A 24,577-nucleotide genomic window follows, 5' to 3' on the forward strand; every position below is an offset into this window, starting at 1 on the left:
GCGCCAACGAAAGCGGGCCCGGCGAGCGGGCTACCCCTCGAGCTTGTAGCCCAGCCCGCGAACCGTCACCAGGTGCACCGGGTTGGCCGGGTCGGCTTCGATCTTGGACCGCAGGCGCTTGACGTGGACGTCGAGCGTCTTGGTGTCGCCGACGTAGTCCGCGCCCCAGACCCGATCGATCAGCTGTCCGCGGGTGAGCACCCGCCCGCTGTTGCGCATCAGGTATTCGAGCAAGTCAAATTCCTTGAGCGGCAACGTGATAGCGTCTCCGTTCACCGACACGACGTGCCGCTCGACGTCCATGCGAACCGGGCCGGACTCCAGCACGCCGTCGCTGATCTCGGAGTCGTCGTCGCCGCCGCGGCGAAGCACCGCCCGGATCCGGGCGATCAACTCCCGCGCCGAATAGGGCTTGGTCACATAGTCATCGGCGCCGAGCTCCAGGCCGACCACCTTGTCGATCTCGCTGTCCCGAGCCGTGACCATGATCACCGGCACGCTGGAGCGAGCGCGCAGCTGCTTGCACACGTCGGTGCCCGACATGCCCGGCAGCATCAGATCAAGCAGCACGATGTCCGCGCCGGCACGGTCGAACTCGGACAGCGCCGCTGACCCATCGGTCACCACGGTGGCTTCGAAGCCTTCCTTGCGAAGCAGGAAGGCCAGTGGATCGGCAAGCGACTCCTCGTCCTCCACGATCAGCACACTGGTCATCGACTTAGTTCTTCCTCTCGTTGGGACCTGTTGGGCCGCGCTTCGCGAGCCCGGGGTTGCTCGGTTTCTTCGTCGCCCTCGGTGTCCTGATAGGCCGGGATGGACAACGTGAACGTCGAACCGGTTCCAGGCTTGCTCCACACGCCGATGCTGCCGTCGTGATTGGCCGCAACGTGTTTGACGATCGCCAGCCCCAGCCCACTGCCGCCGGTGGCTCGCGACCGCGCCTTGTCCCCCCGGAAAAACCGCTCAAAGACCCGCTCCTGGTCTTCTAGCGCAATCCCGATCCCGCGGTCGGTCACCGCGATCTCGATGTTGTCGCCACGACGGCGGCGGCTGATCGACACCGGTGACCCCGGCGGCGAATAAGCGATCGCATTGGAGACCAGATTGGCCAATGCGGTCACGAGTAGCGTTTGATCCCCCAACACCCGCAATCCGGTGGGCGAGTCGGTGCGAACCTCGATCTTGGCGTTGTCGGCGGCCACTTTGTGACGCGAAATCGCTTCGGCCACAACGGTATCGACCTCGACAGCAATCACGTTCGGCAACCGCTCGGCACCCTGCAGCCGGGAGAGTTCGATCAGCTCGGCGACCATGTCCCCCAGCCGGTTGGCCTCGATCAGGACCTTTTCGGCGAACCGGCGCACGGTTTCGGAGTCGTCCGCCGACGCCAGCAGGGCCTCGGCGAGCAGCGCCATCGCGCCGACCGGAGTCTTGAGCTCGTGGCTGACGTTGGCCACGAAGTCGCGCCGGGTGGCCTCCATGCGCGCGTGATCGGACTGGTCGTGGACGAAGACCACGGCGAACCGGCGGTCTTCCTCACTCAACAGGGTTGCCTGCCCGTGCACCGAGATCCCGGACCGCCCGGCCGCCCCGCGCTTGCCGGGCTGTAGGTCGAATTCGACGACGTCACCGCCCAGCGCCTGCTGCGCCGCTTGCCAGGCCTGGTCGTCGAGCTGCCGATCGCGCACCAGGCCCAGTTCCTTGGCCCGCTCGTTGAGGTAGACGACGTCGCGGTGCGAATCCACCACCGCCGCGCCCAGCGGCATCAGGGTGACGATTTGCTGCAGCATCTGCGCGACGGTGATCCCGGTCGACTCGGTGGCCACTCGCTGGCGGCGTCGCACCACACGTGCGGACAACTGAGTGCCGGCCGCCACTCCGACGGCCAGCGCCAGCAAGGACAAGACCCCGGCCAGCAACAGCGCCGAGAACACAGTCACGAACAAAATCCTACAAATCCGGTGAACGCAGCCCTAGCGGAACGAGGCCAAAATCGGACAAGTCACAACTTCCGCTACAGGTGTTCGGCTGTCGTTCATGCGAAATTTGGCAAACAGGCTTTTCGCGCGCGAAAGCGGCCCATTTCAGGCCGCCCCGCAATCCTACCGGGCACCCTGGCTGGCTACCGCCGCGGCGCCGGCCGCCGCCGCCTCCGGATCGAGGTAGGTACCGCCGGGTACCACCGGGCGCAAGTTGGCGTCCAGGTCGTAGCGCAGCGGAATGCCGGTCGGAATGTTCAGCTCGGAGATCTCGTCGTCGGAAATCTGGTCGAGATGCTTGACGAGGGCGCGCAGCGAGTTGCCGTGGGCGACGATCAGCACCGTCTTGCCGAAGCGCAAATCCGGGACGATCACGTCGGTGAAATACGGCAGAAAACGCACCACCACGTCGGCCAGGCATTCGGTGAGCGGGCCGCCGCCGATATCGGCGTACCGCGGGTCGGCATCCTGGCTGAATTCGCTGCCTTTCTCGATCGGCGGCGGCGGGGTGTCGTAGCTGCGCCGCCAGGCCATGAACTGCTCGTCGCCGTAGCGGGCCTTGGTTTCGGCCTTGTCCAGACCCTGCAGCGCCCCGTAGTGGCGTTCGTTGAGCCGCCAGCTGCGCTGCACCGGGATCCACAGCCGGTCGGCGGCGTCCAACGCCAGGTGCGCGGTGGTGATCGCACGCCGCAGCAGCGAGGTGTAGAGCACGTCGGGCAGCAGGTTGTGCGCGGTCAGCAGCTCGCCGCTGCGCACGGCTTCGGCCCGGCCCTTTTCGGTGAGGCCGACGTCGACCCATCCGGTGAACAGGTTCAGCGAGTTCCATTCGCTTTCGCCGTGGCGAAGCAGTATCAGCGTCGCGGTGTCTCCCATTGGCCTAGCATTTCACGGCCGGGCGCCGCCTTCATCGTGAGAGTCGCCATCGTCGTCGATCAGGTGGGCGAAGGCCTCCAGATTCTTCAGCGATTCGCCACGCGAAACGCGCCAATCCCATTCTTTCTGGATCGACGATCGAAAACCCAACTCCAGCAAGGTATTAAAGTCCGAATCCACCGCTTCGAGTACCTGCCCCAGCACCCGGTCGATTTCGTCGGCGTCGACCGACGCCAGCGACATCCGGCCGACCAGATAGATGTCGCCGACGTTGTCCAGCGTGTACGCCACCCCGTAGAGCCGGCGGTTGCGCTTCAGCAGGAATCGGTAGACGCCTTCGTGGTTCTCGTCGGGCTTGCGGCACACGAACGCTTCGATGCGTACCGAGTGCTCACCGATGCTCAGGACGGTGTTGGTCTTGAGCTTGCGCTCGCCGGGCAATTCGACGATGAGCCCGGGCAATCCGCCATGTGCGCCTTCGTGTTTCGAGTACGTCAGCTCGCTGGCATCCAGGGCGTGCTCGATCACCTGCTGCACTGACGAGCTCATGCGCCCACCCCGCGGCGCGGTGTCCAGCGGCGCGGTCTGCGCGCCGCTACCCGGTCGCGAACCCGGCGCTGGCGCGCGGCGGTGAAGTCGCCGATGGCGCGCCGATAGCTGGCCAGCAGCGCGTCGGTGGTGTTCTCCCAGGAGAACGTCGCCGCGTGCGCAGCGGCGGCCCGGCGCATCGCCGAGCCCTGCGGTGTGGCGTCCAGTTGCAGCAGCTCGCCCAGCGCGTGGGCCCAGTCGTCGACGTCATGCCCGGACACCAGCGAGCCGGTGACACCGTCGCGCACCGCCACCGGCAGCCCGCCGACCGCGGCCGCTACCACCGGCGTCCCGCACGCCTGCGCCTCGACGGCAACCAAGCCGAACGACTCCGAATAGCTGGGCACCGCAACAAGATTCGCGGCCTGGAACAGTATTGCTAAGTTCTCCCGCGATTGCGGCGGCAGAAAGGTCACCCGCTCGGTGATACCCAATTCGTCGGCGAGGCGAACCAATCCGTCCGGGGTGGCCAGGCCGCTGCCCGACGGCCCGCCGGCCACCACGATGCGCACCCCCGGCAGTTTCGCCGCCGCCCGCAGCACGATGTCGGGTGCCTTCAGCGGCTGGATCCGTCCGACGAACGCCACGATCTGCTCGTCGAGCGCCAGCCCCAATGCGGCGCGGGCCGCGCGGCGATCACCCGGATGGAACACGTCGAGGTCGACGCCGGGGTGGACCACGTCGATTCGTCCCGGATCGGCATGGTGGATCGAAAACAATTGCCGTGCTTCGTCATCGGTGTTGACGATCAGCCGGTCCGCCTCGTCGACGACCTGCTGCTCCCCCACCGTGCGCAGCGGCGGCTCGGGCGCGTCACCCGCGGCCAGCGCCGCGTTCTTGACCGCGGCCAGCGTGTGCGCGGTGTGCACCAGCGGCACCGCCCAACGGTCGCGGGCCAGCCAGCCGACCTGTCCGGACAGCCAGTAGTGCGAGTGCACAATGTCGTAGTAGCCGGGTTCATGCGACGCCTCGGCACGCAGCACTCCGGCCGCGAACGCGCACAGCTGAGTGGGCAGGTCGTATTTGTCCAGGCCCTCAAACGGCCCCGCCACCACGTTGCGCACCAGCACGCCGGGCTCGACCTCGACGACCGGCGGGTCGGCCGACGCGGTGGCCCGGGTGAAGATCTCCACCTCGATCCCCCGCCGTGCCAGATGCAGTGCACTTTGCAGGACGTACACGTTCATCCCGCCGGCGTCGCCGGTGCCCGGTTGAGCCAGGGGCGAGGTGTGCACTGCCAATAGCGCGACCCGGCGCGGATCGTTCAACAGGAGGACGTCGTCGTGCCGCACCACTTCATCTTTACAGCACGACCCGGGGGCCAGCCCAAGCCGTTCGCGTCAGGCAGAAGACTCGTCGGCGATTTCCGGCATCCGGGAGCCGATCACCCCGGCGCGGCGCATCGCACCCAGCGGATCGGCGTACAGGCCGCCCAGCGACACAATGCCCGCTCCGGCCTCCTGCACCCGGTTGCCGAATGCGGTGACGCGGATGTCGCGCGGTGTCAGCACCGAGCGCTCGGCGAACGCGGCCTCCACCTGCTCCATCGCCTCCGGATATTCGGTGAAGGCCTGCCCACCGACCACCAGCTCGTCGGGATTGAGCAGGTCGCGCAGCAGCGCGACCGCTTCACCCAGCACCCGGGCCCGCTCCGCGAGCAGATCCTTGGCCTGCTGGTTTCCGGCCCGGGCTATCCGCACCAGATCGGTGATGCCGGTGGCGGAGCCGTTGGCCTGGCCCGGGGGCGCCGTCGGGAGGATTCGCAGCCGGCGCGCCGCGGCCAGCACGGCCTCGTCGCTGACCGTGGACTCCAGCGCTCCGGTACCGCCGAGCAGCTCGGAGTGGGCCGGCAGGCCGACGATGGTGCCCGGACCGCTGGACGGGCAGTGCACCCGCCCGCCGATCACCAGCGCGTAGCCTACGGTCTCGCGGGCGTAGACGTAGAGGCTGGTCGGCGAGCTGGGCGCGAACCGCCGCATGCCCAGCAGCAGCTCGGCGCCGGCCATCGCGTCGACGTGCGATGCCACCGACACCGGCAGGCTCAAGGCGTCGGCCAGCACCGGTCCCACCGGCGCCTGCCGCCAGCCCAACCGCGGGTGGTCGACATGGCCGGTGGCACCGTCGACGGTGCCACCGATGGCCACCCCGACCCACAGCGGACGCCGGCGATGCCAGCGCCGCAGGTAGCGGGTGGCGCTCTCGGCCAGCGAGGTCAGCGCGGCCGCCGGGGGGCTCAGCGGCGTCGGCGTCTCCACCGTGTCCAGCGTGCGGCCGAACAGGTCGGTGGCCACGATGCTGGTGGTCCGCGCGCCGATGTGGATGCCCAGCGTCACGAACGGCTCGTGGTTGAGCTCCACCGGCACCCGGGGGCGTCCGATGGCTCCGGAGACCGCCAGGTCGGCGCGCTCGCGCAGTAGTCCCGCGTCGAGCAGGGCGATGACTTGCCGGTTCACCGTCGCGATGCTCAGCGAGGTGACCCCGGCGATGACGTCGCGGCCGACCGGGCCGCGCAATCGGACCGCCCGGAAGACCGAGGCCGCGGCGGAGTCGGAGATGTGCAGCGACGGCGGCAGGATCTGGCGGTGCAGCCGCAGGTGGCCCTTACGGCTGGGCGAATGATGGGGGTGGGTGAGAGAAGTCGAGCGCACGAGCGTCCTTTGTCCGAATTCCGATGGCCGGTCTCGGCCACAACCTGTTTTTGGGTTCAGGCGCGGCAAAGTGCGCGGCAACAACACGCACATGCCGCGCAAAGACACGCGGCAGTGTTGTTGAACAGGGCGCTGTGGTGCACCTCAGGAATTTAGCACGTTTATTAGAGTTGTCTCAGTGAGTTCAAATAATGCGCATCAGCGGGTCGCGGTAGTGACCGGTGCCAGTTCCGGGATCGGCGAAGCGACCGCCAAAACCCTTGCCGCTCTTGGGTTTCACGTCGTCGCAGTGGCGCGGCGCGCGGACCGGATAAATGCCCTCGCGAAAGAGATCGGCGGCACCGCAATTGTGGCTGACGTCACAGACGATGCTGCCGTCGAGACTCTCGCCGGCAAATTGAGCCGGGTCGATGTCCTGGTCAATAACGCCGGGGGTGCGCGCGGATTGGCGCCCGTCGCCGACACCGACCTCGAGCACTGGCGCTGGATGTGGGAGACCAACGTGCTTGGCACGCTGCGGGTCACCCGCGCGCTGCTGCCCAAGCTGGTCGACTCCGGCGACGGCCTGATCATCACCGTCACCTCGGTGGCCGCGCTCGAGGTTTACGACGGCGGCGCCGGCTACACCGCGGCCAAGCACGCGCAGGGCGCCCTGCACCGCACGCTGCGCGGCGAACTACTGGGAAAGCCGGTGCGGCTCACCGAAATCGCCCCGGGCGCAGTCGAAACCGAGTTCTCGCTGGTGCGTTTCGACGGCGATCGGCAGCGCGCGGATTCGGTCTATGCCGGCATCACGCCGCTGACGGCGGCCGACGTGGCCGAAGTGATCGGGTTCGTGGCCTCGCGGCCCTCGCACGTCGACTTGGACCTGATCGTCCTCAAGCCGCGCGACCAGGCCAGCACGATGCGGTTTAACCGCCGGGGCTAGGCGACGACGACGTAGTCGTCGTGGTGGTCGTCGGGGTCCCCGACAGACTCGGCGCGGTCGACGGTGTGACCGGCGCGGTGACGGGGATCTGACTGGCCGGCGGGTGCGCATTGGGCGGCGGCAGCGCCGACATGGCCACCCAGGTGTCCCAATCGACGGCCCAGTCCCAGATGTCGCCGTCGGAGTAGGACAGCTGGATCGAGCTGCCGGTCACCTCGACCGGGTCGCCGTACATCGCCGTGGGGTAGTACTCCGCGGCATCTTCGGTCGACAGGTTGATGCAGCCGTTGGTGACATTGGTGTTGCCCTGCGCACCGGCGCTCATCGGGTTGGCGTGGATGAACTCGCCGTTGTTGGAGATCCGCACCGCCCAGCGTTCGTGCACATGGCTGTAGCCGGCCGCGGGGTTGGACATGTAGAAGTCGGCGTACTTCTCGGTGACGACGTGAATGCCGTTGCGGGTCACGTTGCGGGCCTTGTCGGCCTCTCCGTAGCTGCACGGGAAGTCCATGATCACGCCGGCGTCGGTGATGACCTGGATCCGGTGCGACGACACCTCGGCCTTGACCACCTGCTTGCGCCCGATCTGGATCTTCAACGACATGTCCTGCTGGCCGTAGGCGCCGTCGCCGAACGGCAGGCCGTAGAGCTTGGCGTCGACGTTGACGGTGGCGCCCGCCGGGTAGTACTCGCGCGGGCGGTAGTGGACGCGGGCACCCTGCTGCTCGTCGGGCAGCCAGGCCCAGCTGCCCTCCACGGGCGGGTTGGTGGTGACGGTCAGCGCCTTCTCGACGGCGGCCTTGTCGCTGATCGGCGCGTCGAACTGGATGATGATCGGCGCGGCGACGCCCACGGTCTGGCCGTCGGCCAGCTGGAAGCCGCCGTCGATCTTCTTGCTGGGCGCGACGGTGGTGAATTTGCCGGTAACCGGAACGGTCTTGCCGTCGTGGCCCACGACCGACCCGCTCCAGGTATAGCTGGCGTCGTAGCCCAACGGCTCGGTCGTCGTGTAGACGGTGCGGTCGGAGTTGAACGCACCGGCCACGACCTTGCCGGACGAATTCGTCAGCGCCACCTTCTGGAACCAGCCGTCGGTGACCACGACGCTGACCGGCGCGATGGGAGCCACGTCGGCGGCGCCATCGGCGGGCTGGTATTTCAGATTCGGCGCCGACTGCTCGTTGTTCTTCTGCGCTTGCTTGGTCGTGGTGCCGCTACAGGCGGCCAGCACGCTCGGCGCGAACACCCCAAGCCCGAGGGCCGCCAAAGCCACTCGCCGATTAATCGGCGGCTGGTCGGGGGATGTGCTCACGACACCCAAAGATACCGGCAGGAGCGACACGGATTCCGCCACGACAAGTCGCGAAAGCCTGCAGTTATACCAAATTCACAGCTACAGCTCGCAGCCGAGCAGCACGGGTTCGGGCTCCAGTGTGATGGCAAACACGTCGCGGACCCCGTCGCGGACGGTGCGCGCCAGCGCGATCACGTCGGCGGAGGTGGCATTGCCGCGGTTGGTCAGGGCGAGCGCATGCTTGGTGGACAACCGGCAGGGCGCGGCCGGGTCGTCGGGATAGCCCTTGCCGAAGCCCGCGTGCTCCACCAGCCAGCCGGCGGCCAGCTTGACGCCGTCGGGCGCCGGGTAGTTCGGCACCGGCCCGTCGGTGCGGCCGGCCAGCGACTCGTAGACCTCCGGGGCGACCACCGGGTTGGTGAAGAACGAACCCACGCTCCAGGTGTCGTGGTCGCCCGCGTCGAGCACCATGCCCTTGCGGGCGCGCAGGGCCAGCACCGCCGCGCGGACCGCGCGCGGGTCGGCGCGCTCACCGCTGGCGGCGTTCAGTGCCGCCGTGAGCTCGCCGTAGCGCAGGGGCGCGCTGCGGCCCGAATCGTCCAGGGCGAACTCGACTTCCAGCACCACGCCGGGGACCTGCTGGTCGCGCTTGAACATGCTGGTGCGATAGCCGAACCCCAGCTCGCCGCCGGGCATCCAGCGCACCTCGCCGCTGGCGCGATCGAGCACCCGCACCCGAGTGATGGTGTCGGACACCTCCGCGCCGTAGGCGCCGACGTTCTGCACCGGGGTGGCCCCGGCCGATCCCGGGATGCCGGATAGGCACTCCAGCCCGCCCAGGCCGTGCTCGATGGCCGCGACGACGACGTCGTCCCAGACCGCGCCGGCCTCGGCGCGCACCAGGTTGCCGTCGACGGTGATCCCGCGAGCGGCCAACCGCACCGCGGTCAGGTCGGTCAGGTCGTCGGCGATCACCAGGTTGGACCCGCCGGCGAACACCAGCACCGGCCCGTCGCGGGCCGCGTCCAGCTCGGCCAGCACAGCGACCACCTGTTCGCTGCTGGTGCAGGTGATCAGGCGTCGCGCGATCGGCCCGACCCGCAAAGTCGTCAACGGCGCCAACGGCACCGCCTCGGCGACGCGCGCACCAGCGAGGACGGATCCGGCATCGCTGGCTTTCATGGCCCGTAACGGTAGCCTGACCTGCTATGCCCCGCTCATTCGACTTGTCTGCGGACTACGAGGACAGCGTCGAAGAACTGCATCGGGCGTTCGCTGAGGCCGACTACTGGCGGGCCCGGCTGGCCGACATTCCGGTCGACGAAGCGCGGCTGGAATCGATCCGCGTCGGTGGTGAATCCGGGGCCGACGGCACCATCGAAGTGGTGACGCTGCAGGAGGTGCACAGCCACAACCTGCCCGCGATGGTCACCCAGCTGCACCGCGGCGATCTCTACTTCAGACGCGAAGAGATGTGGGGGCCGGTGACCGACGGCATCGCCACGGCGTCCATCAAGGGCTCGATCGTGGACACCCCGGTGGACGTTTCGGGCACCGCCGAGCTGACGCCCATTGCTCGCGGCGGCGCCCGCCTGACGTTCCGGGTCAGCATCCACGTACGGATTCCGCTGATCGGCGGCAAGGTGGAGAACATCATCGGCACCCATCTGGCGGATCTGGTGAGCCGGGAACAACGCTTCACCACCGAATGGATCACCAACAACTCCTAAGCTGGCGGTCATGCGAATCGCCTTGGCCCAGATGCTCAGTGGCAGCGATCCGGCGGCGAATCTGCAGCAGGTGCGCGACTACACCGCCCGCGCCGCCGACGCCGGCGCGACGCTCGTGGTGTTTCCCGAAGCGACCATGTGCCGGTTCGGCGTTCCGCTGGCCCCGGTCGCCGAGCCCGTCGACGGGCCATGGGCGGACGGCGTCCGGCAGATCGCGACCGACTCCGGCGTCACGGTGATCGCCGGCATGTTCACCCCGGCCGGCGACGGGCGCGTGACGAACACGCTTATCGCGACCGGGCCGGGCACACCCAACCAGCCGGACGCCCACTACGACAAGATCCACCTCTACGACGCGTTCGGCTTCACCGAGTCGCGCACCGTCGCGCCGGGCCGCGAACCCGTGGTGATCACGGTCGATGGGGTCGGGGTGGGGCTGACCGTTTGCTATGACATCCGCTTTCCGGAGCTCTACACCGAGCTGGCCCGCCGTGGTGCCCAGCTCATCGCCGTCTGCGCGTCCTGGGGTTCGGGTCCCGGAAAACTCGAGCAGTGGACGCTGCTGGCCCGCGCCCGCGCGCTGGACTCGATGAGCTACGTCGCCGCGACCGGTCAGGCCGATCCCGGTGACACACTGGGCGGCTCGGGCTCGTCGTCGGGCGCGCCGACGGGGGTGGGCGGCAGTCTGGTGGCCTCCCCGCTGGGCGAGGTGGTCGCCTCGGCCGGCGCCGACCCGCAGTTGGTGATCGCCGACATCGACGTCGCCAAGGTCGCGAAGGCCCGGGACAACATCGCGGTGCTCCGCAACCAGTCTGACTTTGCTCGTAGCAATAGGGCAGAATCGGTTGGGTGACGAACCCACCAGGACCACCGAACGAGGGCCCGTCATCGTGGCCTCCTGGCGGGGATCAAGGCCCGTTCGGCCCACCCCCCACTGAGCGCCCAACCGAGCGGCTGCAATACCCGGCCGGTGCGGACACGCAGCAGGCCGGCTATGCACCGCTGCCCACCCCGCCGGCACCGCCGCCTACCCCGCCGGCGCCTCCCACGGAGCGGATCGCGGCCCCCGGCCCGGAGCCGGAACCGGCGAAGAAGAAGAGATTCCGCGACCCGTTGTCCATCGTTCTGATCTGCATCATCGTGGTGTCGCTGCTCATCGCGGGGCTGATCGGCGGCGAGTTGTACGCCCGCCACGTGGCCGACACCAAGGTCGCCGAGGCGGTCGCATGCGAGGTCCAGGATCAGGCCACCGCGTCGTTCGGGGTCGCGCCGCTGCTGCTGTGGCAGCTCGCCACCCAGCATTTCACCAACATCTCGGTGTCGACGGCGGGCAACCAGATCCGCGATGCCAAGGGCATGAAGATCGAGATCAGCATCAAAGACGTGAAGCTGGACAAGACCTCCTCGTCCAAGGGCACCATCGGCTCGCTCGACGCGACCATCACCTGGACGAGTGAAGGCATCAAGGACTCGGTGCAGAACGCGATACCGGTGCTGGGCCCGTTCGTCACCAACAGCGTGACGACTCATCCCGCCGACGGCACCATCGAGCTGAAGGGAATGCTGGACAACATCACGACCAAGCCCGTGGTGTCCGGTAAGGGAATTCAGCTGCAGATTCAGAGCTTCAACGCGTTGGGCTTCACCATGCCCCGCGAAAGCGTCCAGTCGACACTGGACGCCTACACCGCGAAACTGACCGCCGATTACCCGCTGGGGATTCACGCGGACAGCGTGCAGGTGACATCGACCGGCGTGACGAGCCACTTTTCCACCCGGAACGCCACCATCCCCGCCGGCGAGACCAACGACTCCTGCTTCGCCAACATCTAGGCGCCGGGCTTTAACCGAGTCCGTCGAGGACAGCCCGGGTACCGGATAGGCCGAGCCTGGTCGCCCCCGCGTCGACCATCGCGAGCGCGTCGGCGGTGGTGCGAATACCGCCGCTGGCCTTGACCCCGAGGCGACCGCCGACGGTACCGGCCATCAGTGCGACGGCCCGCACCGACGCCCCGCCCGCGGGGTGAAACCCGGTCGAGGTCTTGACGAAGTCAGCGCCGGCATCCTCGGCGACCCGGCACACGTCGATCAGCGTGCGCCCGTCCGAATCACCAAGCAACACAGCCGATTCCACGATCACCTTGAGTACGGAATCGGGCACTGCGGCGCGCACCGCCGCGATGTCGGAGCGCACCGCATCCAGCTCGCCGGCCAGCGCGGCACCGACGTCGATGACCATGTCGACTTCGCTCGCACCGGATGCCACCGCCTGGGCGGCTTCTTGCGCCTTGATCGCGGAGACGTGCTTGCCGGACGGAAACCCGGCCACCGTCGCCACCCGCACCCCGCCGGCCGCCGCGGCGACCGGGACCATCGACGGGGATACACACACCGCGTAGACGTCCAGGTCCGCGGCTTCCTTGAGCAGCGCGACCACGTCGGCGTCGGTGGCCTCGGGTTTGAGCAGGGTGTGGTCGACGAGCGCGGCCAGCTGTTCTCGGCTAAGCGTCACGAGAACGATTCTTCCGGGCCGCCGGGATTGCAACCGGACGCGACCATCTCGGCGTCGTCGACGACGGGTCGCCACGGTTCGAGGTTCCAGCTGGTCTTGCCGGGTTGCGCCATTTCGGCGAATTGCCAGTGGCAGAGGAATTGCGACCGCATGCCGGGCGTGTCGGCGTCCGGCGCCATCGCCAGCACCTCGGCCCAGGCCTCGTCGGCCGCGCCCATTGTGCCGGGTTGCCTGGAGGCCAGCCGCCCGGATGGCGTCGGAAAAACCCGCAGGCTGGACAGCTGTCCCCACCGCTCCCATGCGGTGTGATCGACGTACGGCGGGCCGGCGGCGTTGACCTCGCCGGTGCCGGGATCGGCCAACGCCGTGCCGGTCACCGGCGCGACGGACAGCAGCGCGACCACCGCGGCCGCGGATACGGCCAGCAGAGCCTTCATCGCCTCAGCGTGACTTGCCCTGAATTTCAAGGAGTTTCGGCCGCACGTCGACCAGATACACGCCGGCCGCGCAGGCCGAGATGGCCATTCCGAGCACGCCGAAAACGAAGCTCAGGATGGATGTCAACGCGACGGCCAGGCCCAGGATCACCAGCCACACCGGCTTGGTCAGCTTCTCCGCCGCGGTGTAGGCGTCGGATCGCTGCATCGCCGCATGGATGAACGCGTACACCGCCATCACCAGGACGGCGATCTGCAAGACCAACATGACGGTACCCACGGCTTGGCTCACGCCTTAAGGGTATGTGGGGGCCGTCGTAAACGTCGAATCCGAGTTGCCCCGAAGGGCAACCCGGAATCCGAACTACTTCTGGGTGACCTTCTTGGCCGCCGACTTCTTGGCCGGAGCCTTCTTGGCCGGGGCCTTCTTCGCGGGAGCCTTCTTGGCCGGAGCCTTCTTGGCCGGAGCCTTACCGGCCGACTCGACCTTCTTGGGCAACTCGATGCCGACCAGCTTGGCCGCACGCTCGCCGACCGCGCGGGTCTGGGTGGCGACGGTGCCCAGCGCTTCCTGCGTCAGCTCGACAGCCTGGTCGACGTAACCCTCGGCACGCGCCGTGGTCTCCTCGAACGGCCGCTGGCTGCGCAGCCGCTGCAGGGCGGCCTCGCCCCGCTCGACCAGCTCGTTGTAGCGGTTGGTCGCCGCGTCCAGGTAGCCCTCGGCAGCCTTGCGCAGCTCCTCGGGGGTAAAACGCTCGCGCAGCTCGGTGAACTGCTCGGGCAGGTCCTCCTGCAGCTTGGCGATGCGAGCGCGGCTCTCCTCGACCCGGCTCTTGGTGTCGGTGCGGGTGTCCTCGGCGCGGTCACGCAGGTTGCTGATGAGCTCGTTCACGGTGGCCAGGGCCAGGTCCGCAGCGCCCAGGGCCGCCAGCAGCGGCGCCCGCAATTCTTCGATGTTGGTGTTTTCAGCCATGGTGTTTCCTTTCATGGTTGGTTGTCGTTCTCAGGTTTGTGGAAGTGTTTGGTTTGGAAGTCGAGGCAAGCGTCGGCTCCTCCTGCGAGGAGTAGTCAAGACCCGCGGATTGACATGGCACGCGACTTGCCGGGAAACCTCCTGGTTGGTCGGGTCGGGTTGACGATCGAGTGATTTCGGCGCAGCGCCGCGCCTGGGAATCGGTGCATCCTTCCCTTCCGGGTAACCCAGCGGCCGTCGGGATATACGTCACCAACGTGAGCTCAGGCGATTCCGCAGCTGAGCCGGCCCGGCCGGGCTACCTCACTCGTGGTTGTCGGGTTCGGTCGAACTCTCCTCATGGATCGATTCGTTTTGCTGGGCAAATGAGGCGTAGATCTCGAGCAGAATCTGCTTCTGACGCTCGGTGATCGCCGTGTCGGTGATGATCGCGTCACGCACTTGGCTCTTATCGCTCGGCTCGAGAATCCCGGCCCGCACGTAAAGGACCTCGGCGGAAACCCGCAGCGCTTTGGCGATCTGACTGAGCACGTCGGCAGAAGGTTTGCGCAGTCCGCGCTCAACCTGGCTCAGATAGGGATTGCTGACACCGGCCAGCTCCGCGAGTTGGCGCACCGAAACCTGCGCGAGTTCGCGCTGGCTTCTGATGAAGCTGCCGATGTCGGAAGCCGCGGTAGACACCTTGGCGGAGAGAGTCTCCTCCGGTGGCATTGCGTGCTCCTTGGGTCCGATGGCCGACCTTGACAGGTACAGAGCGTACGGAAATGTGCTTGCATTTGCAAGCACTAGTTAGCACCCCTAGAAGAACAGCTGCGCGATCGTGTAGATGACCAGCCCGGCCAGCGATCCGACCACGGTTCCGTTGATCCGGATGAATTGCAGGTCACGGCCCACATGCAGTTCGATCCGCCGACTCGCCTCCTCGGCATCCCAGCGTTCGATCGTGTCGGTGATGATCGCGGTGATCTCGACCCCATACTGCGAGACCAGATGCTGGGCGGCCCGCACGATCCAGCTGTCGACTTTGTCGCGCAGCTCCGCGTCGTCGCGCAAGGACTCCCCGATGCGGACGACGGTGTCCGCGATGCGGGTGCGCAACGTACTGGAGGGATCGTCGACGCCCTCGAGCACCAGCCGCTTCAGTGTTGTCCACGCCGTCGCGGCGGCATTGGAGATCTCGTCACGCGCCATCAGCTGCTCTTTGATCGCGTCGGCGCGCGCGATGGTGTCCGGGTCATGTTGCAGATCGTCGGCGAATTCGAACAGGAACCGGGTCGCCGAACGCCGCAACTCGTGGTCCGGGTTGCGGCGCACCTTGTCGGTGAAGTCCATCAGCTCGCGGTGGATGCGGTCTCCGACGAGATGGTCGATGAATCGCGGTGACCAGGTCGGAGAATCACGCTCGACCACGCGCTGGATGATCTCGCCCGCGTTCAGCGACCACTGAAAGGCCCGGTCGGCGAGCAACTGGATCAGGGCTTCCTGCCGGTTCTCGGCGAGCAGCGTGGCCAGCACCCGGCCGACCGGTGGCCCCCACTGGGGTTCGGCGATGCGCCGTACGATCATCCGGTCGATCACCTGCTGGACGTCCTCGTCGCGCAGCAGCTCGACGAGGACGCGCAGCACCGTTGCGGCCTCGCCGGCCACCCGCTCGGCGTGCGACCGCTCCGAGAGCCATTTGCCGAGCCGCCCCGGCACCTGGGCGTCGCGCAGCTTGGTCTCGACCACTTCCGCCGACAAGAAGTTCTCCCGGACGAAGGTGCCCAGGCCCTCGCCGAGCTGGTCCTTCTTCCGCTTGATGATCGCGGTGTGCGGGATCGGTATGCCCAGCGGATGCTTGAACAACGCCGTTACCGCAAACCAGTCCGCCAGGGCACCCACCATGCCCGCCTCGGCGGCCGCGCCGACGTAGCCGACCCAGGCGCCCACGCTGCCGTGTGCCTGCGCCCATCGGCACGCCAGGAACACCACGGTGGCGCCGACCAAGAAGCTCAGCGCCACCAACTTCATCCGGCGAAGCCCCACCCGCCGCTGCGCGTCCGCCTCGGGATCGGCGCCGGCGAATGATTCCGCGAAGGACGTACGAGTCCGGTCCGCCGCGGCCGTCGGCGCACTCGGCTCCTGCCGCGAACCGGCCGAACCCGATGCCTCGGCTCTATGTGCCACCACACCATCATGTATCGCTCGGGCCAGTTAGTGTTACTAGACGGTTGATGGAGCCCCGCACGGGAGGAGTCCCATCCGGTCAAATGACCTCCCAACGCCGTAGTATCGGGGGCGTCTAGTGAATGGGAATCGTCGACAGTGACAGAGCAAGTCCCGGCCGCAATCGTGAAGACCGACGGTCGCAAGCGGCGCTGGCATCAACACAAGGTTGAGCGCCGCAACGAGCTCGTTGACGGCACGATCGACGCAATCCGCCGACACGGCCGCTACCTCAGCATGGACGAAATCGCTGCGGAGATCGGCGTTTCCAAGACCGTTCTGTACCGCTACTTCGTCGACAAGAACGACCTGACGACGGCAGTGATGATGCGCTTCGCGCAGACCACGCTGATTCCGAACATGGCCGCCGCGCTGACATCAAATCTCGATGGCCTCGACCTCACCCGCGAGGTCATCCGCGTCTACGTCGACACCGTGGCAAACGAACCCGAGCCCTACCGATTCGTGATGGCGAACAGCTCGGCCAGCAAGAGCAAGGTGATCGCCGATTCCGAGCGGATCATCGCCCGCATGATCGCGGTGCTGATGCGCCGGCGCATGCTGCAGGCCGGAATCGACACCGGCGGCGCGGAACCGTGGTCCTACTTGATCGTCGGCGGTGTGCAGTTGGCCACCCACTCGTGGATGTCGAATCCGCGGATGACCAGAGACGAACTGATCGACTACCTGACCATGCTGAGCTGGAACGCACTGTGCGGAATTGTCGAAGTCGGCGGATCCCTGGAGAAGTTCCGCGAGGAGCCGCATCCTTCGCCGATCGTGCCGCCACGGGAGCCGTAGAACCGTTCTGGCGTGCGCTCCGTTTTGGGGATTGCGGCCGTCTCGTGTGACCCTATGTGACGGGCCGCGCGCACGACCTGCGCCGGTTCGACCCGATAGCATGCAGAGCGTATGCACCGGAGGCCGATGGGCTCCCTCCCATTTCGCCCCGCCTCTGGGATACAGAAAGGCAACTTTCGTTATGGCCGTGCAGCTCACGCCGCATTTCCGCAACGTGCAGGCGCACTACGACCTGTCTGACGATTTCTTCCGGCTCTTTCTGGACCCCTCGCAGACCTACAGCTGTGCGTTCTTCGAACGCGACGATATGACCCTGGAAGAGGCGCAGCTCGCCAAGATCGACCTGTCGCTGTCCAAGCTGGGCCTCGAGCCCGGGATGACGCTGCTGGATATCGGCTGCGGCTGGGGCGCCACGCTGCGGCGGGCCATCGAGAAATACGACGTCAACGTCGTGGGCCTGACGTTGTCGGAGAACCAGGCCGAACACGTGCAGAAGTCGTTCGATCAGCTGGACACCGAGCGCACCCGACGGGTGCTGCTGGAAGGCTGGGAGAAGTTCGACGAGCCGGTCGACCGGATCATTTCGATCGGTGCGTTCGAGCACTTCGGGCGCGCGCGCTGGGCCCGCTTCTTCGAGATGGCCTACTCGGCGCTGCCGGCAGACGGCGTGATGATGCTGCACACCATCGTGCGCCCGGCGTTCAAGGAAGCCAGGGCCAAGGGCCTCCCGCTGACCCACGAAGTCGTGCACTTCACCCAGTTCATCCTGGCCGAGATCTTCCCGGGCGGCTGGCTGCCCACCCCCCAGTTGGTGGAAGAGCACGCCTCGGATGCCGGCTTCAAGCTCACCCGGACCCAATCCCTGCAGCTGCACTACGCGCGCACCCTGGACATGTGGGCGGCGGCGCTGGAGGCCAACAAGGACGCGGCGATCGAGACGCAGTCGCAGAAGGTCTACGACCGGTACATGAAGTACCTGACCGGCTGCGCCAACCTGTTCCGTCAGGGCTACACCGACGTCGACCAGTTCACGCTGGAGAAGTAAACGAAAAGCGGGCCGGACATCAAGTCCGGCCCGCTGCGTCTGGTCTGGGGTCTACTTCACGCAGGTGAACTGCCCCACGTCGGTGATGCCCTTGCGGAAGAAGTTCTCGCACCCCGTCAGGTAGTGCATATAGCGGTCGTAGATCTCTTCGGACTGGATTTCGATCGCCCTGTCCTTGTTGGCCTCGAGGTTGGCGGCCCACATGTTCAGCGTCCGGGCGTAATGCGGCTGCAGCAATTGCACCTTTTCGACCGAGAATCCGGCGTCCGGAGCGAGCTTGAGCAGGTCCTCTATCGACGGCAGCTGTCCGCCCGGGAAAATCACGTCGCCGATGAACTTGGCGAAACGAATGTCTTTCATCGTCAGTTTGATGCCGTTTTCGTGCATCGACTTCTGGGTCTGCGCCAGAATTGTGTGCAGCAACATCCGGCCGTCGTCCGGAAGAATGTTGTAGGCACGGTCGAAGAACGCCGGGTAACGCTCCGACTTGAACGCTTCGAACGCGCCGATGGTGACGATCCGGTCGACCCGGTCCTCGAATTCTTCCCAGCCCTGCAGCCGAATCTCGACGGAGCGCTCGGTCGGGACCTTAGCCATTCTGGCCTTGCTGTATTCAAATTGGTTGCGGCTGAGCGTGATTCCGATGACGTTGACGTCGAACTTCTCGACCGCGCGCTGCAGCGCGCCGCCCCAGCCGCAGCCGATGTCGAGCAAGGTCATGCCCGGCTCGAGGTTCAGCTTGCCCAGCGCCAGGTCGAACTTGGCGTTCTGGGCTTCCTCCAGCGTCATGTCGTCACGCTCGAAGTAGGCGCAGGTGTAGCCCATCGTCGGGTCTAGGAACAATGCGAAAAACTCATCCGACACGTCGTAGATGGACTGCGACTCTTCGTAATACGGCCTGAGCTGCGTCATGCTGAATAGCTACCTCTCGCTTTGGTGACCGCGGAAATGATACCCGACGCAGGCACACCTCTCTGACGTCGTCAATGCGCAGGTCCGGCAAAAATTTGCGATCTGGTTCAGTACGTGTAGAAACCCCGACCGGATTTCTTACCCAACATGCCCGCCTCGACCATGCGGAGCAGCAGTGGCGGGGGACCGTAATGCGGTTCTTTGAATTCTTCGAACATCTTGTCGGCAATCAGTTTGAGTGTGTCCAACCCAACAAGATCAGACAGCCGCAGCGGGCCCATCGGGTGCGACAGGCCGGCAACGACCGCCTTGTCGACATCCTCGACGGTCGCGAATCCCGCCTCCACCATCCGGATCGCCGAGAGCAGATAGGGCACCAGGAGGGCGTTCACCACGAATCCGGACCGGTCGGAGCACCGCACCACCTGCTTGCCCAGCACCGCGCCGGCGAACTCCTCGGTGCGCGCGGCGGCGCCTTCGTCGGTAACCAGCGTGCTGACCAATTCGACCAGCGGCAGCACCGGCACCGGGTTGAAGAAGTGCAAGCCCAGCACCCGCTGCGGGTTCTTGGTGGCCGCCGCGATCTTCATGATCGGAATGCTCGACGTGTTCGACGCCAGCACCGCGTCCGGATCGGTGATCACCTCGTCGAGCTTCGCGAAAACCTCCGCCTTGACGGCCTCGTCCTCGATGATCGCCTCGATCACCAGCTGGCGGTCGGCGAGGTCGTTGAGGTCGGTGGTGAAGCTGAGCTGGCTCAGGGCGCGGTCACGCTCACGCTCGGTCACCTTGCCCGCGCTGACGCCGCGCTCCAGCGATTTGACGATGCGGTTGCGCCCCGCGGTGATCAGCGCCTCGGTGGTCTCGTACACCGTGACGGCGACGCCGGCGCGGACCGAGACCTCGGCGATTCCGGACCCCATCTGGCCGGCCCCGACAACCCCAACCCGCTGAATCCCTTTGTCGCTCACTGCGTTTCTCTCCAGTCATATTGTCTTGGACCGCAATAGGCCCCGCCCGGGATCGCCGGGCGGGGCCTATGCTACTTCAGCCGCAAGTTACGCGGCTGCGCCTAGTGACTCAAGCCGTCGCTTTCACAACGTGCTCAGTGACTTCACCTGTCGGTTTCGCTTTGTCCTCGCGGGCTTACGCCCGCTCGTCCTCAGTGAAACTGACCCTCTTCGGTGGAGCCGGTCAGCGCGGTGGTCGACGACGTCGGGTCCACCGTGGTGGCGATGCGGTCGAAGTAACCCGCACCGACCTCGCGCTGGTGCTTGGTCGCGGTGTAGCCGCGCTCCTCGGCAGCGAACTCGCGCTCCTGCAGCTCGACGTAGGCGCTCATCTGGTTGCGGGCGTAGCCGTAGGCCAGATCGAACATCGAGTAGTTCAGCGCGTGGAAGCCGGCCAGCGTGATGAACTGGAACTTGAATCCCATTGCGCCAAGCTCTTTTTGGAACTTCGCGATGGTGGAGTCGTCCAGGTGCTTGCGCCAGTTGAAGGAAGGCGAGCAGTTGTAGGCCAGCATCTGGTCGGGGAACTCGGACTTGACGCCCTCGGCGAACTTGGCCGCGAGATCGAGGTCCGGGGTTCCGGTCTCCATCCAGATCAGGTCGGAGTACGGCGCGTAGGCCTTGGCCCGCGCGATGCACGGCTCGAGGCCGTTGCGGACGCGGTAGAAGCCTTCCTTGGTCCGCTCACCGGTGATGAACGGCTGGTCGCGCTCGTCGACGTCCGAGGTGATCAAGGTGGCCGCCTCGGCGTCGGTACGGGCGATCACGACCGTCGGCACACCGGCGACGTCGGCCGCCAGACGCGCCGAGGTCAGGGTTCGGATGTGCTGCTGAGTCGGGATCAGCACCTTGCCACCGAGGTGGCCGCACTTCTTCTCCGAAGCCAGCTGATCTTCCCAGTGCGACCCCGCGACGCCTGCAGCGATCATCGCCTTCTGAAGCTCGTACACGTTGAGAGCACCGCCGAAGCCGGCCTCGCCGTCGGCGACGATCGGCGCCAGCCAGTTCTGCACCGACCGGTCACCCTCGACCTTGGCGATCTCGTCGGCGCGCAGCAGCGCGTTGTTGATGCGACGGATGACCTGCGGCACCGAGTTGGCCGGGTACAGGCTCTGGTCGGGGTAGGTGTGGCCGGACAGGTTGGCGTCACCGGCGACCTGCCACCCGGACAGGTAGATGGCCTTCAGGCCGGCGCGCACCTGCTGCACGGCCATGTTGCCGGTCAGGGCACCGAGGGCGTTGATGTACTCCAGGTCGTGCAACTGCTCCCACAACACCTCGGCGCCGCGGCGGGCCAGGGTGTGCTCCTCGACGACGCTGCCCTGCAGGGCCACCACATCGGAAGCGGTGTAGGTGCGGCTGGTGTCCTTCCAACGGGGGTTGGTGTCCCAGTCGTGCTGGATCTGCTCGGCGCTCTTCGGGGTGCCAACGACAGACATTGGGGCTACTCCTTACGGGTCAAAATCTGTTAAGCCGTACCGCTGTCCGGTATCAGCTTCACTCCTGTGCTAACACGACGATGGCACAGCCCGTTGATGCAGGTCCACCCATTTTGTTTGTAAATTTGGGCCACGACTCCACACCGTTTTTGCTAAGTCTGCGAAGGTGTACAGAATCTGAACCGGTTCAGAAGCTACCAGCCGGTAACCAAAATCCGAGGTCAACCACGATTTAACGGGACGGTTGTCCGGTTAGAGATTAAAGAGCGACGCAACCGCTTTCGTCTCGTCGCCGACCGCATATGTGAGCGTTGTAACAAGGCGATCGGTCAGCCCGGGGCCGAATTTGTCGGTCGATCCCGCCGGATGCACGTGCGAGATGATCTCCAGCTTGTCGCCGAGCGCCACCGGCGCCTCGTGCTCGATGGTGACGCGCAGCGGCCCCTGCATGAACTCGGGGTGCGACGCCAGGTAGTCCTCGATGACGCTCCAGTACACCGAGTTGTTCATGTGGTCGAACAGGTCGATGTCGGTGACCCGGACTCCGAACTCGTGGATCTCGGTGGCGTCGTCGCGGCTGCCCGGCTTCAAATAGCCCTTCCAGCGCAGCCGGTCCACGGACGTGGTCTTATGCAGGCCCTCGAGGAAGTCGTCGGAGATGCGCGACGGCATCTCGGTCTCCCGGCTGACGTGGATCCAGAAGGCCTCGGATTCGATCAGGCCACCGTTGCGCCCGTCGATGCGAACCCGCATCTCACACCACCGGTTCGAGGTGCCCGAACACCATCTGCGACACCGCAGCATGTCGCGGAACTCGATCGGGCGCAGCAGGTCGAGCATCGTGCGCCGGACGATCCACAGCGGGTGAGTCTCCTCAAAGCCCATCTCGCGCAGCTGGTCCGACCCGATGTCCTGGATGTGCCGGCACGCGGCGTCCAGGCGCAACCGGCCGGTGGCGTCGATGTCGCCGATGCGCAGTGGCCATTCGCGGTCGAAAACGTCGGGGTGACCGTCGGGCACCGGCATCATTGATTTGTCCAGGCTCACGAGTTACTCCCCAATTGCCTTACCTGCGTTACCCCGAGGTTTACCTGCGACCTCGATGCGAATCATGCCAACGACGGCGGACAAACGCCAAACCTCACGACGTCGCTCTTCGGCTGCCAAGTCTGCTAACCCTTCCTTTGCAATGCAGGTAGGCTGGCATAAATGTCCAAAACGTTCGTCGGCTCCCGCGTTCGCCAGTTGCGTAACGAGCGGGGGTTCTCGCAAGCCGCGCTGGCCCAATTGCTGGAGATCTCGCCGAGCTACCTCAACCAGATCGAGCACGACGTTCGCCCGCTGACGGTGGCCGTGCTGCTGCGGATCAGCGAAGTGTTCGGCGTGGACGCCACCTTCTTCGCCTCCCAGGACGACACCCGCCTGGTCGCCGAGCTGCGCGAGGTGACCATGGATCGCGATCTGGACATCAACGTCGACCCACCCGAGGTCGCCGACATGGTCAACGCCCATCCCGCCCTGGCCCGCGCGGTGGTCAACCTGCACCGGCGCTACCGGCTCACCACCGCGCAGCTGGCCGCCGCTACCGAGGAGCGCTACTCCGACGGCAGCGGCAGCGGATCCATCACGATGCCGCACGAAGAGGTGCGCGACTACTTCTACCAGCGACAGAACTACCTGCACGAGCTCGACACCGCCGCCGAAGACCTGACGATCCACACCCGGCTGCACCACGGCGACCTGGCCCGCGAGTTGACGCGGCGGCTCACCGAGGTGCACGGCGTCCACATCAACAGGCGCATCGACCTCGGCGACACGGTGCTGCACCGCTACGACCCCAAGACCAAGACGCTGGAGATCAGCAATCACCTCTCGCTGGGTCAGCAGGTCTTCAAGATGGCCGCCGAATTGGCCTACCTCGAGTTCGGCGACCTGATCGACAGCATGGTCGCCGACGGCAAATTCACCAGCGAGGAGTCCCATACGCTGGCCCGGCTGGGACTGGCCAACTACTTCGCCGCCGCCGCGGTGCTGCCCTATCGCCAATTCCACGACGTCACCGAGAATTTCCGCTACGACGTCGAGCGGCTGTCGGCGTTCTACTCGGTGAGCTACGAAACCATCGCGCACCGGCTGTCGACGATGCAACGGCCGTCGATGCGGGGCGTGCCGTTCTCGTTCGTTCGGGTGGATCGCGCCGGCAATATGTCGAAACGTCAGTCCGCCACCGGTTTTCACTTCTCCTCCAGCGGCGGCACCTGCCCGCTGTGGAACGTCTACGAGACGTTTGCCAACCCGGGCAAGATCCTGGTGCAGATCGCCCAGATGCCCGACGGCCGCAACTACATGTGGGTGGCCCGCACCGTGGAACGCCGCGCTGCCCGGTATGGTCAGCCAGGTAAAACCTTCGCGATCGGGCTGGGCTGCGAGCTGCGGCACGCGCACCGGCTCGTCTACTCGGAAGGACTGGACTTGTCGGGAGACGTCGCCACACCCATCGGCGCGGGTTGCCGTGTCTGCGAACGCGATAACTGTCCACAACGCGCGTTCCCGGCATTGGGACGCGCCCTCGATCTCGACGAGCACCGCAGCACGGTGTCGCCGTACTTGGTGAAGCAGCCATGAGTGGCGCGCAGACCGGCCACGTCGCCCGCATCCCGTCGTCCACCAAATTTCGCCGGCTGGGCCCGATCAACTGGCTGCTGGCCAAAGGGGCCGCCCGCAAATTGCAGGCGCCCGAGATGCATCTGTTCACCACGCTCGGTCAGCGCCAAGGACTGTTTTGGGCGTGGTCGCTGTACGGCGGCCGGCTGCTGCGCGGCCGACTGCCCCGAGTGGACACCGAATTGGTGATCCTGCGCGTCGCGCATCTGCGATCGAGCGAATATGAGCTGCAGCACCATCGGAAGATGGGACGCCGATTCGGTCTGGACGCTCACATGCAGGCGACGATCTTCGCCTGGCCCGACGTTCCGGACGGCGACGGACCCCGGGTGATACTGAGCGCCCGGCAACAGGCGCTGTTGACCGCGACCGACGAGCTGATCAAGAACCGGTCCGTCAGCGAGGACACCTGGCAGCAACTGGCGATGCACCTCGACCGGCACCGACTCATCGAATTCTGCTTGCTTGCAACACAATACGACGGGCTGGCGGCGACGATATCCGCCCTCAACATCGAGTTGGACAACCCGAAGTAACGC

Annotated in this window: 26 protein-coding genes; 8 read left to right on the plus strand and 18 right to left on the minus strand. The window is 66.3% G+C overall.

Features of this window, described 5'->3' with window-relative positions; all coding sequences use genetic code 11:
- Positions 1 to 30: 30 nt before the first annotated feature.
- The 6 genes from regX to G6N55_RS13690 all read right to left on the minus strand — a co-directional run bounded on the left by regX (position 31) and on the right by G6N55_RS13690 (position 6,088).
- Positions 31 to 714: a two-component sensory transduction protein RegX gene (gene regX / locus G6N55_RS13665; protein ID WP_085222780.1), complete on the minus strand. Its 684-nt coding sequence runs from the start codon at positions 712 to 714 to the stop codon at positions 31 to 33.
- The gene (locus G6N55_RS13670) at positions 711 to 1,940 is read right to left on the minus strand and encodes a sensor histidine kinase (protein WP_139826874.1); all 1,230 of its coding nucleotides are present in this window, start codon (positions 1,938 to 1,940) and stop codon (positions 711 to 713) included. The genes regX and G6N55_RS13670 overlap by 4 nt, the downstream gene beginning before the upstream one ends.
- Before the next feature lie 162 nt (positions 1,941 to 2,102).
- Positions 2,103 to 2,852, minus strand: a complete 750-nt coding sequence (locus tag G6N55_RS13675; protein WP_085222778.1) for a phosphoglyceromutase — start codon at positions 2,850 to 2,852, stop codon at positions 2,103 to 2,105.
- A 12-nt stretch (positions 2,853 to 2,864) separates the two neighbouring features.
- Positions 2,865 to 3,401: a type III secretion system chaperone family protein gene (locus tag G6N55_RS13680; protein ID WP_085222777.1), complete on the minus strand. Its 537-nt coding sequence runs from the start codon at positions 3,399 to 3,401 to the stop codon at positions 2,865 to 2,867.
- Positions 3,398 to 4,732: a D-inositol-3-phosphate glycosyltransferase gene (mshA, locus tag G6N55_RS13685; RefSeq protein ID WP_085223031.1), complete on the minus strand. Its 1,335-nt coding sequence runs from the start codon at positions 4,730 to 4,732 to the stop codon at positions 3,398 to 3,400. Before mshA ends, G6N55_RS13680 begins: the two co-directional genes overlap by 4 nt.
- 48 nt (positions 4,733 to 4,780) lie before the next feature.
- Entirely contained in the window at positions 4,781 to 6,088 is a 1,308-nt protein-coding gene (locus G6N55_RS13690; protein ID WP_232079001.1) for an ROK family transcriptional regulator, read from the minus strand.
- A gap of 178 nt (positions 6,089 to 6,266) precedes the next feature.
- Here G6N55_RS13690 and G6N55_RS13695 point away from each other — a divergent pair, with 178 nt between their 5' ends.
- A complete protein-coding gene (locus G6N55_RS13695; protein ID WP_085222775.1) occupies positions 6,267 to 7,016 on the plus strand; it encodes an SDR family oxidoreductase in 750 nt (249 codons plus the stop codon).
- On the opposite strand, the gene G6N55_RS13700 is transcribed toward G6N55_RS13695, so the two are convergent.
- Together G6N55_RS13700 and G6N55_RS13705 are read right to left on the minus strand one after the other, a co-directional pair.
- Positions 7,000 to 8,403: a L,D-transpeptidase gene (locus G6N55_RS13700; RefSeq protein WP_372517615.1), complete on the minus strand. Its 1,404-nt coding sequence runs from the start codon at positions 8,401 to 8,403 to the stop codon at positions 7,000 to 7,002. The genes G6N55_RS13695 and G6N55_RS13700 overlap by 17 nt on opposite strands.
- Positions 8,404 to 8,409: 6 nt before the next feature.
- A complete protein-coding gene (locus G6N55_RS13705) occupies positions 8,410 to 9,492 on the minus strand; it encodes a UDP-N-acetylmuramate dehydrogenase (RefSeq protein ID WP_085222774.1) in 1,083 nt (360 codons plus the stop codon).
- 26 nt (positions 9,493 to 9,518) lie between these two features.
- Between G6N55_RS13705 and G6N55_RS13710 the strand changes: the two genes are divergently transcribed.
- Genes G6N55_RS13710 through G6N55_RS13720 form a run of 3 tightly spaced genes read left to right on the plus strand, consistent with a single transcriptional unit; the run spans position 9,519 to position 11,873 of the window.
- Positions 9,519 to 10,040, plus strand: coding sequence for a DUF2505 domain-containing protein (locus G6N55_RS13710; RefSeq protein ID WP_085222773.1), 522 nt, complete (start codon positions 9,519 to 9,521; stop codon positions 10,038 to 10,040).
- Between the two features lie 10 nt (positions 10,041 to 10,050).
- Positions 10,051 to 10,893, plus strand: a complete 843-nt coding sequence (locus G6N55_RS13715) for a carbon-nitrogen hydrolase family protein (protein ID WP_085222772.1) — start codon at positions 10,051 to 10,053, stop codon at positions 10,891 to 10,893.
- Entirely contained in the window at positions 10,890 to 11,873 is a 984-nt protein-coding gene (locus G6N55_RS13720) for an LmeA family phospholipid-binding protein (RefSeq protein ID WP_085222771.1), read from the plus strand. Before G6N55_RS13715 ends, G6N55_RS13720 begins: the two co-directional genes overlap by 4 nt.
- A gap of 10 nt (positions 11,874 to 11,883) precedes the next feature.
- On the opposite strand, the gene deoC is transcribed toward G6N55_RS13720, so the two are convergent.
- The 6 genes from deoC to G6N55_RS13750 form a co-directional block, all read right to left on the minus strand.
- A complete protein-coding gene (gene deoC, locus G6N55_RS13725; RefSeq protein WP_085222770.1) occupies positions 11,884 to 12,552 on the minus strand; it encodes a deoxyribose-phosphate aldolase in 669 nt (222 codons plus the stop codon).
- Complete coding sequence (locus G6N55_RS13730; RefSeq protein ID WP_085222769.1) at positions 12,549 to 12,989, minus strand: DUF2599 domain-containing protein; 441 nt, start codon at positions 12,987 to 12,989, stop codon at positions 12,549 to 12,551. The genes deoC and G6N55_RS13730 overlap by 4 nt, the downstream gene beginning before the upstream one ends.
- 4 nt (positions 12,990 to 12,993) lie before the next feature.
- Positions 12,994 to 13,281, minus strand: coding sequence for a DUF2516 family protein (locus G6N55_RS13735; protein ID WP_179968149.1), 288 nt, complete (start codon positions 13,279 to 13,281; stop codon positions 12,994 to 12,996).
- Positions 13,282 to 13,353: 72 nt separating this feature from the next.
- A complete protein-coding gene (locus G6N55_RS13740; RefSeq protein ID WP_085223029.1) occupies positions 13,354 to 13,962 on the minus strand; it encodes a heparin-binding hemagglutinin in 609 nt (202 codons plus the stop codon).
- Between the two features lie 303 nt (positions 13,963 to 14,265).
- Positions 14,266 to 14,673, minus strand: coding sequence for a helix-turn-helix domain-containing protein (locus tag G6N55_RS13745; protein ID WP_085222768.1), 408 nt, complete (start codon positions 14,671 to 14,673; stop codon positions 14,266 to 14,268).
- Positions 14,674 to 14,760: 87 nt separating this feature from the next.
- Positions 14,761 to 16,131, minus strand: a complete 1,371-nt coding sequence (locus tag G6N55_RS13750) for a DUF445 domain-containing protein (RefSeq protein WP_085222767.1) — start codon at positions 16,129 to 16,131, stop codon at positions 14,761 to 14,763.
- Between the two features lie 135 nt (positions 16,132 to 16,266).
- Here G6N55_RS13750 and G6N55_RS13755 point away from each other — a divergent pair, with 135 nt between their 5' ends.
- Together G6N55_RS13755 and pcaA are read left to right on the plus strand one after the other, a co-directional pair.
- Entirely contained in the window at positions 16,267 to 16,968 is a 702-nt protein-coding gene (locus G6N55_RS13755) for a TetR/AcrR family transcriptional regulator (RefSeq protein ID WP_085222766.1), read from the plus strand.
- Between the two features lie 181 nt (positions 16,969 to 17,149).
- Positions 17,150 to 18,013 carry a cyclopropane mycolic acid synthase PcaA gene (gene pcaA / locus G6N55_RS13760; RefSeq protein ID WP_085222765.1) on the plus strand — a complete coding sequence of 288 codons (864 nt, stop codon included), beginning with the start codon at positions 17,150 to 17,152 and terminating at the stop codon, positions 18,011 to 18,013.
- A gap of 51 nt (positions 18,014 to 18,064) precedes the next feature.
- Here the strand turns inward: pcaA and G6N55_RS13765 are convergent, their stop codons facing one another.
- The 4 genes from G6N55_RS13765 to G6N55_RS13780 form a co-directional block, all read right to left on the minus strand.
- Positions 18,065 to 18,925, minus strand: a complete 861-nt coding sequence (locus G6N55_RS13765) for a cyclopropane mycolic acid synthase family methyltransferase (protein ID WP_085222764.1) — start codon at positions 18,923 to 18,925, stop codon at positions 18,065 to 18,067.
- 107 nt (positions 18,926 to 19,032) lie between these two features.
- Positions 19,033 to 19,896: a 3-hydroxybutyryl-CoA dehydrogenase gene (locus G6N55_RS13770; protein WP_085222763.1), complete on the minus strand. Its 864-nt coding sequence runs from the start codon at positions 19,894 to 19,896 to the stop codon at positions 19,033 to 19,035.
- A gap of 191 nt (positions 19,897 to 20,087) precedes the next feature.
- The gene (gene aceA, locus G6N55_RS13775) at positions 20,088 to 21,374 is read right to left on the minus strand and encodes an isocitrate lyase (RefSeq protein WP_085222762.1); all 1,287 of its coding nucleotides are present in this window, start codon (positions 21,372 to 21,374) and stop codon (positions 20,088 to 20,090) included.
- 252 nt (positions 21,375 to 21,626) lie between these two features.
- Positions 21,627 to 22,421, minus strand: a complete 795-nt coding sequence (locus G6N55_RS13780; protein ID WP_085222761.1) for an acyl-[acyl-carrier-protein] thioesterase — start codon at positions 22,419 to 22,421, stop codon at positions 21,627 to 21,629.
- A gap of 162 nt (positions 22,422 to 22,583) precedes the next feature.
- Here G6N55_RS13780 and ramB point away from each other — a divergent pair, with 162 nt between their 5' ends.
- Positions 22,584 to 23,999: an acetate metabolism transcriptional regulator RamB gene (ramB, locus tag G6N55_RS13785; protein ID WP_085222760.1), complete on the plus strand. Its 1,416-nt coding sequence runs from the start codon at positions 22,584 to 22,586 to the stop codon at positions 23,997 to 23,999.
- A complete protein-coding gene (locus G6N55_RS13790) occupies positions 23,996 to 24,574 on the plus strand; it encodes a carboxymuconolactone decarboxylase family protein (RefSeq protein WP_085222759.1) in 579 nt (192 codons plus the stop codon). Before ramB ends, G6N55_RS13790 begins: the two co-directional genes overlap by 4 nt.
- The last annotated feature ends 3 nt before the right edge of the window (positions 24,575 to 24,577 follow it).

The organism is Mycobacterium florentinum (genome assembly GCF_010730355.1).
In the GTDB taxonomy this organism is placed as follows: Bacteria; Actinomycetota; Actinomycetes; order Mycobacteriales; family Mycobacteriaceae; genus Mycobacterium; species Mycobacterium florentinum.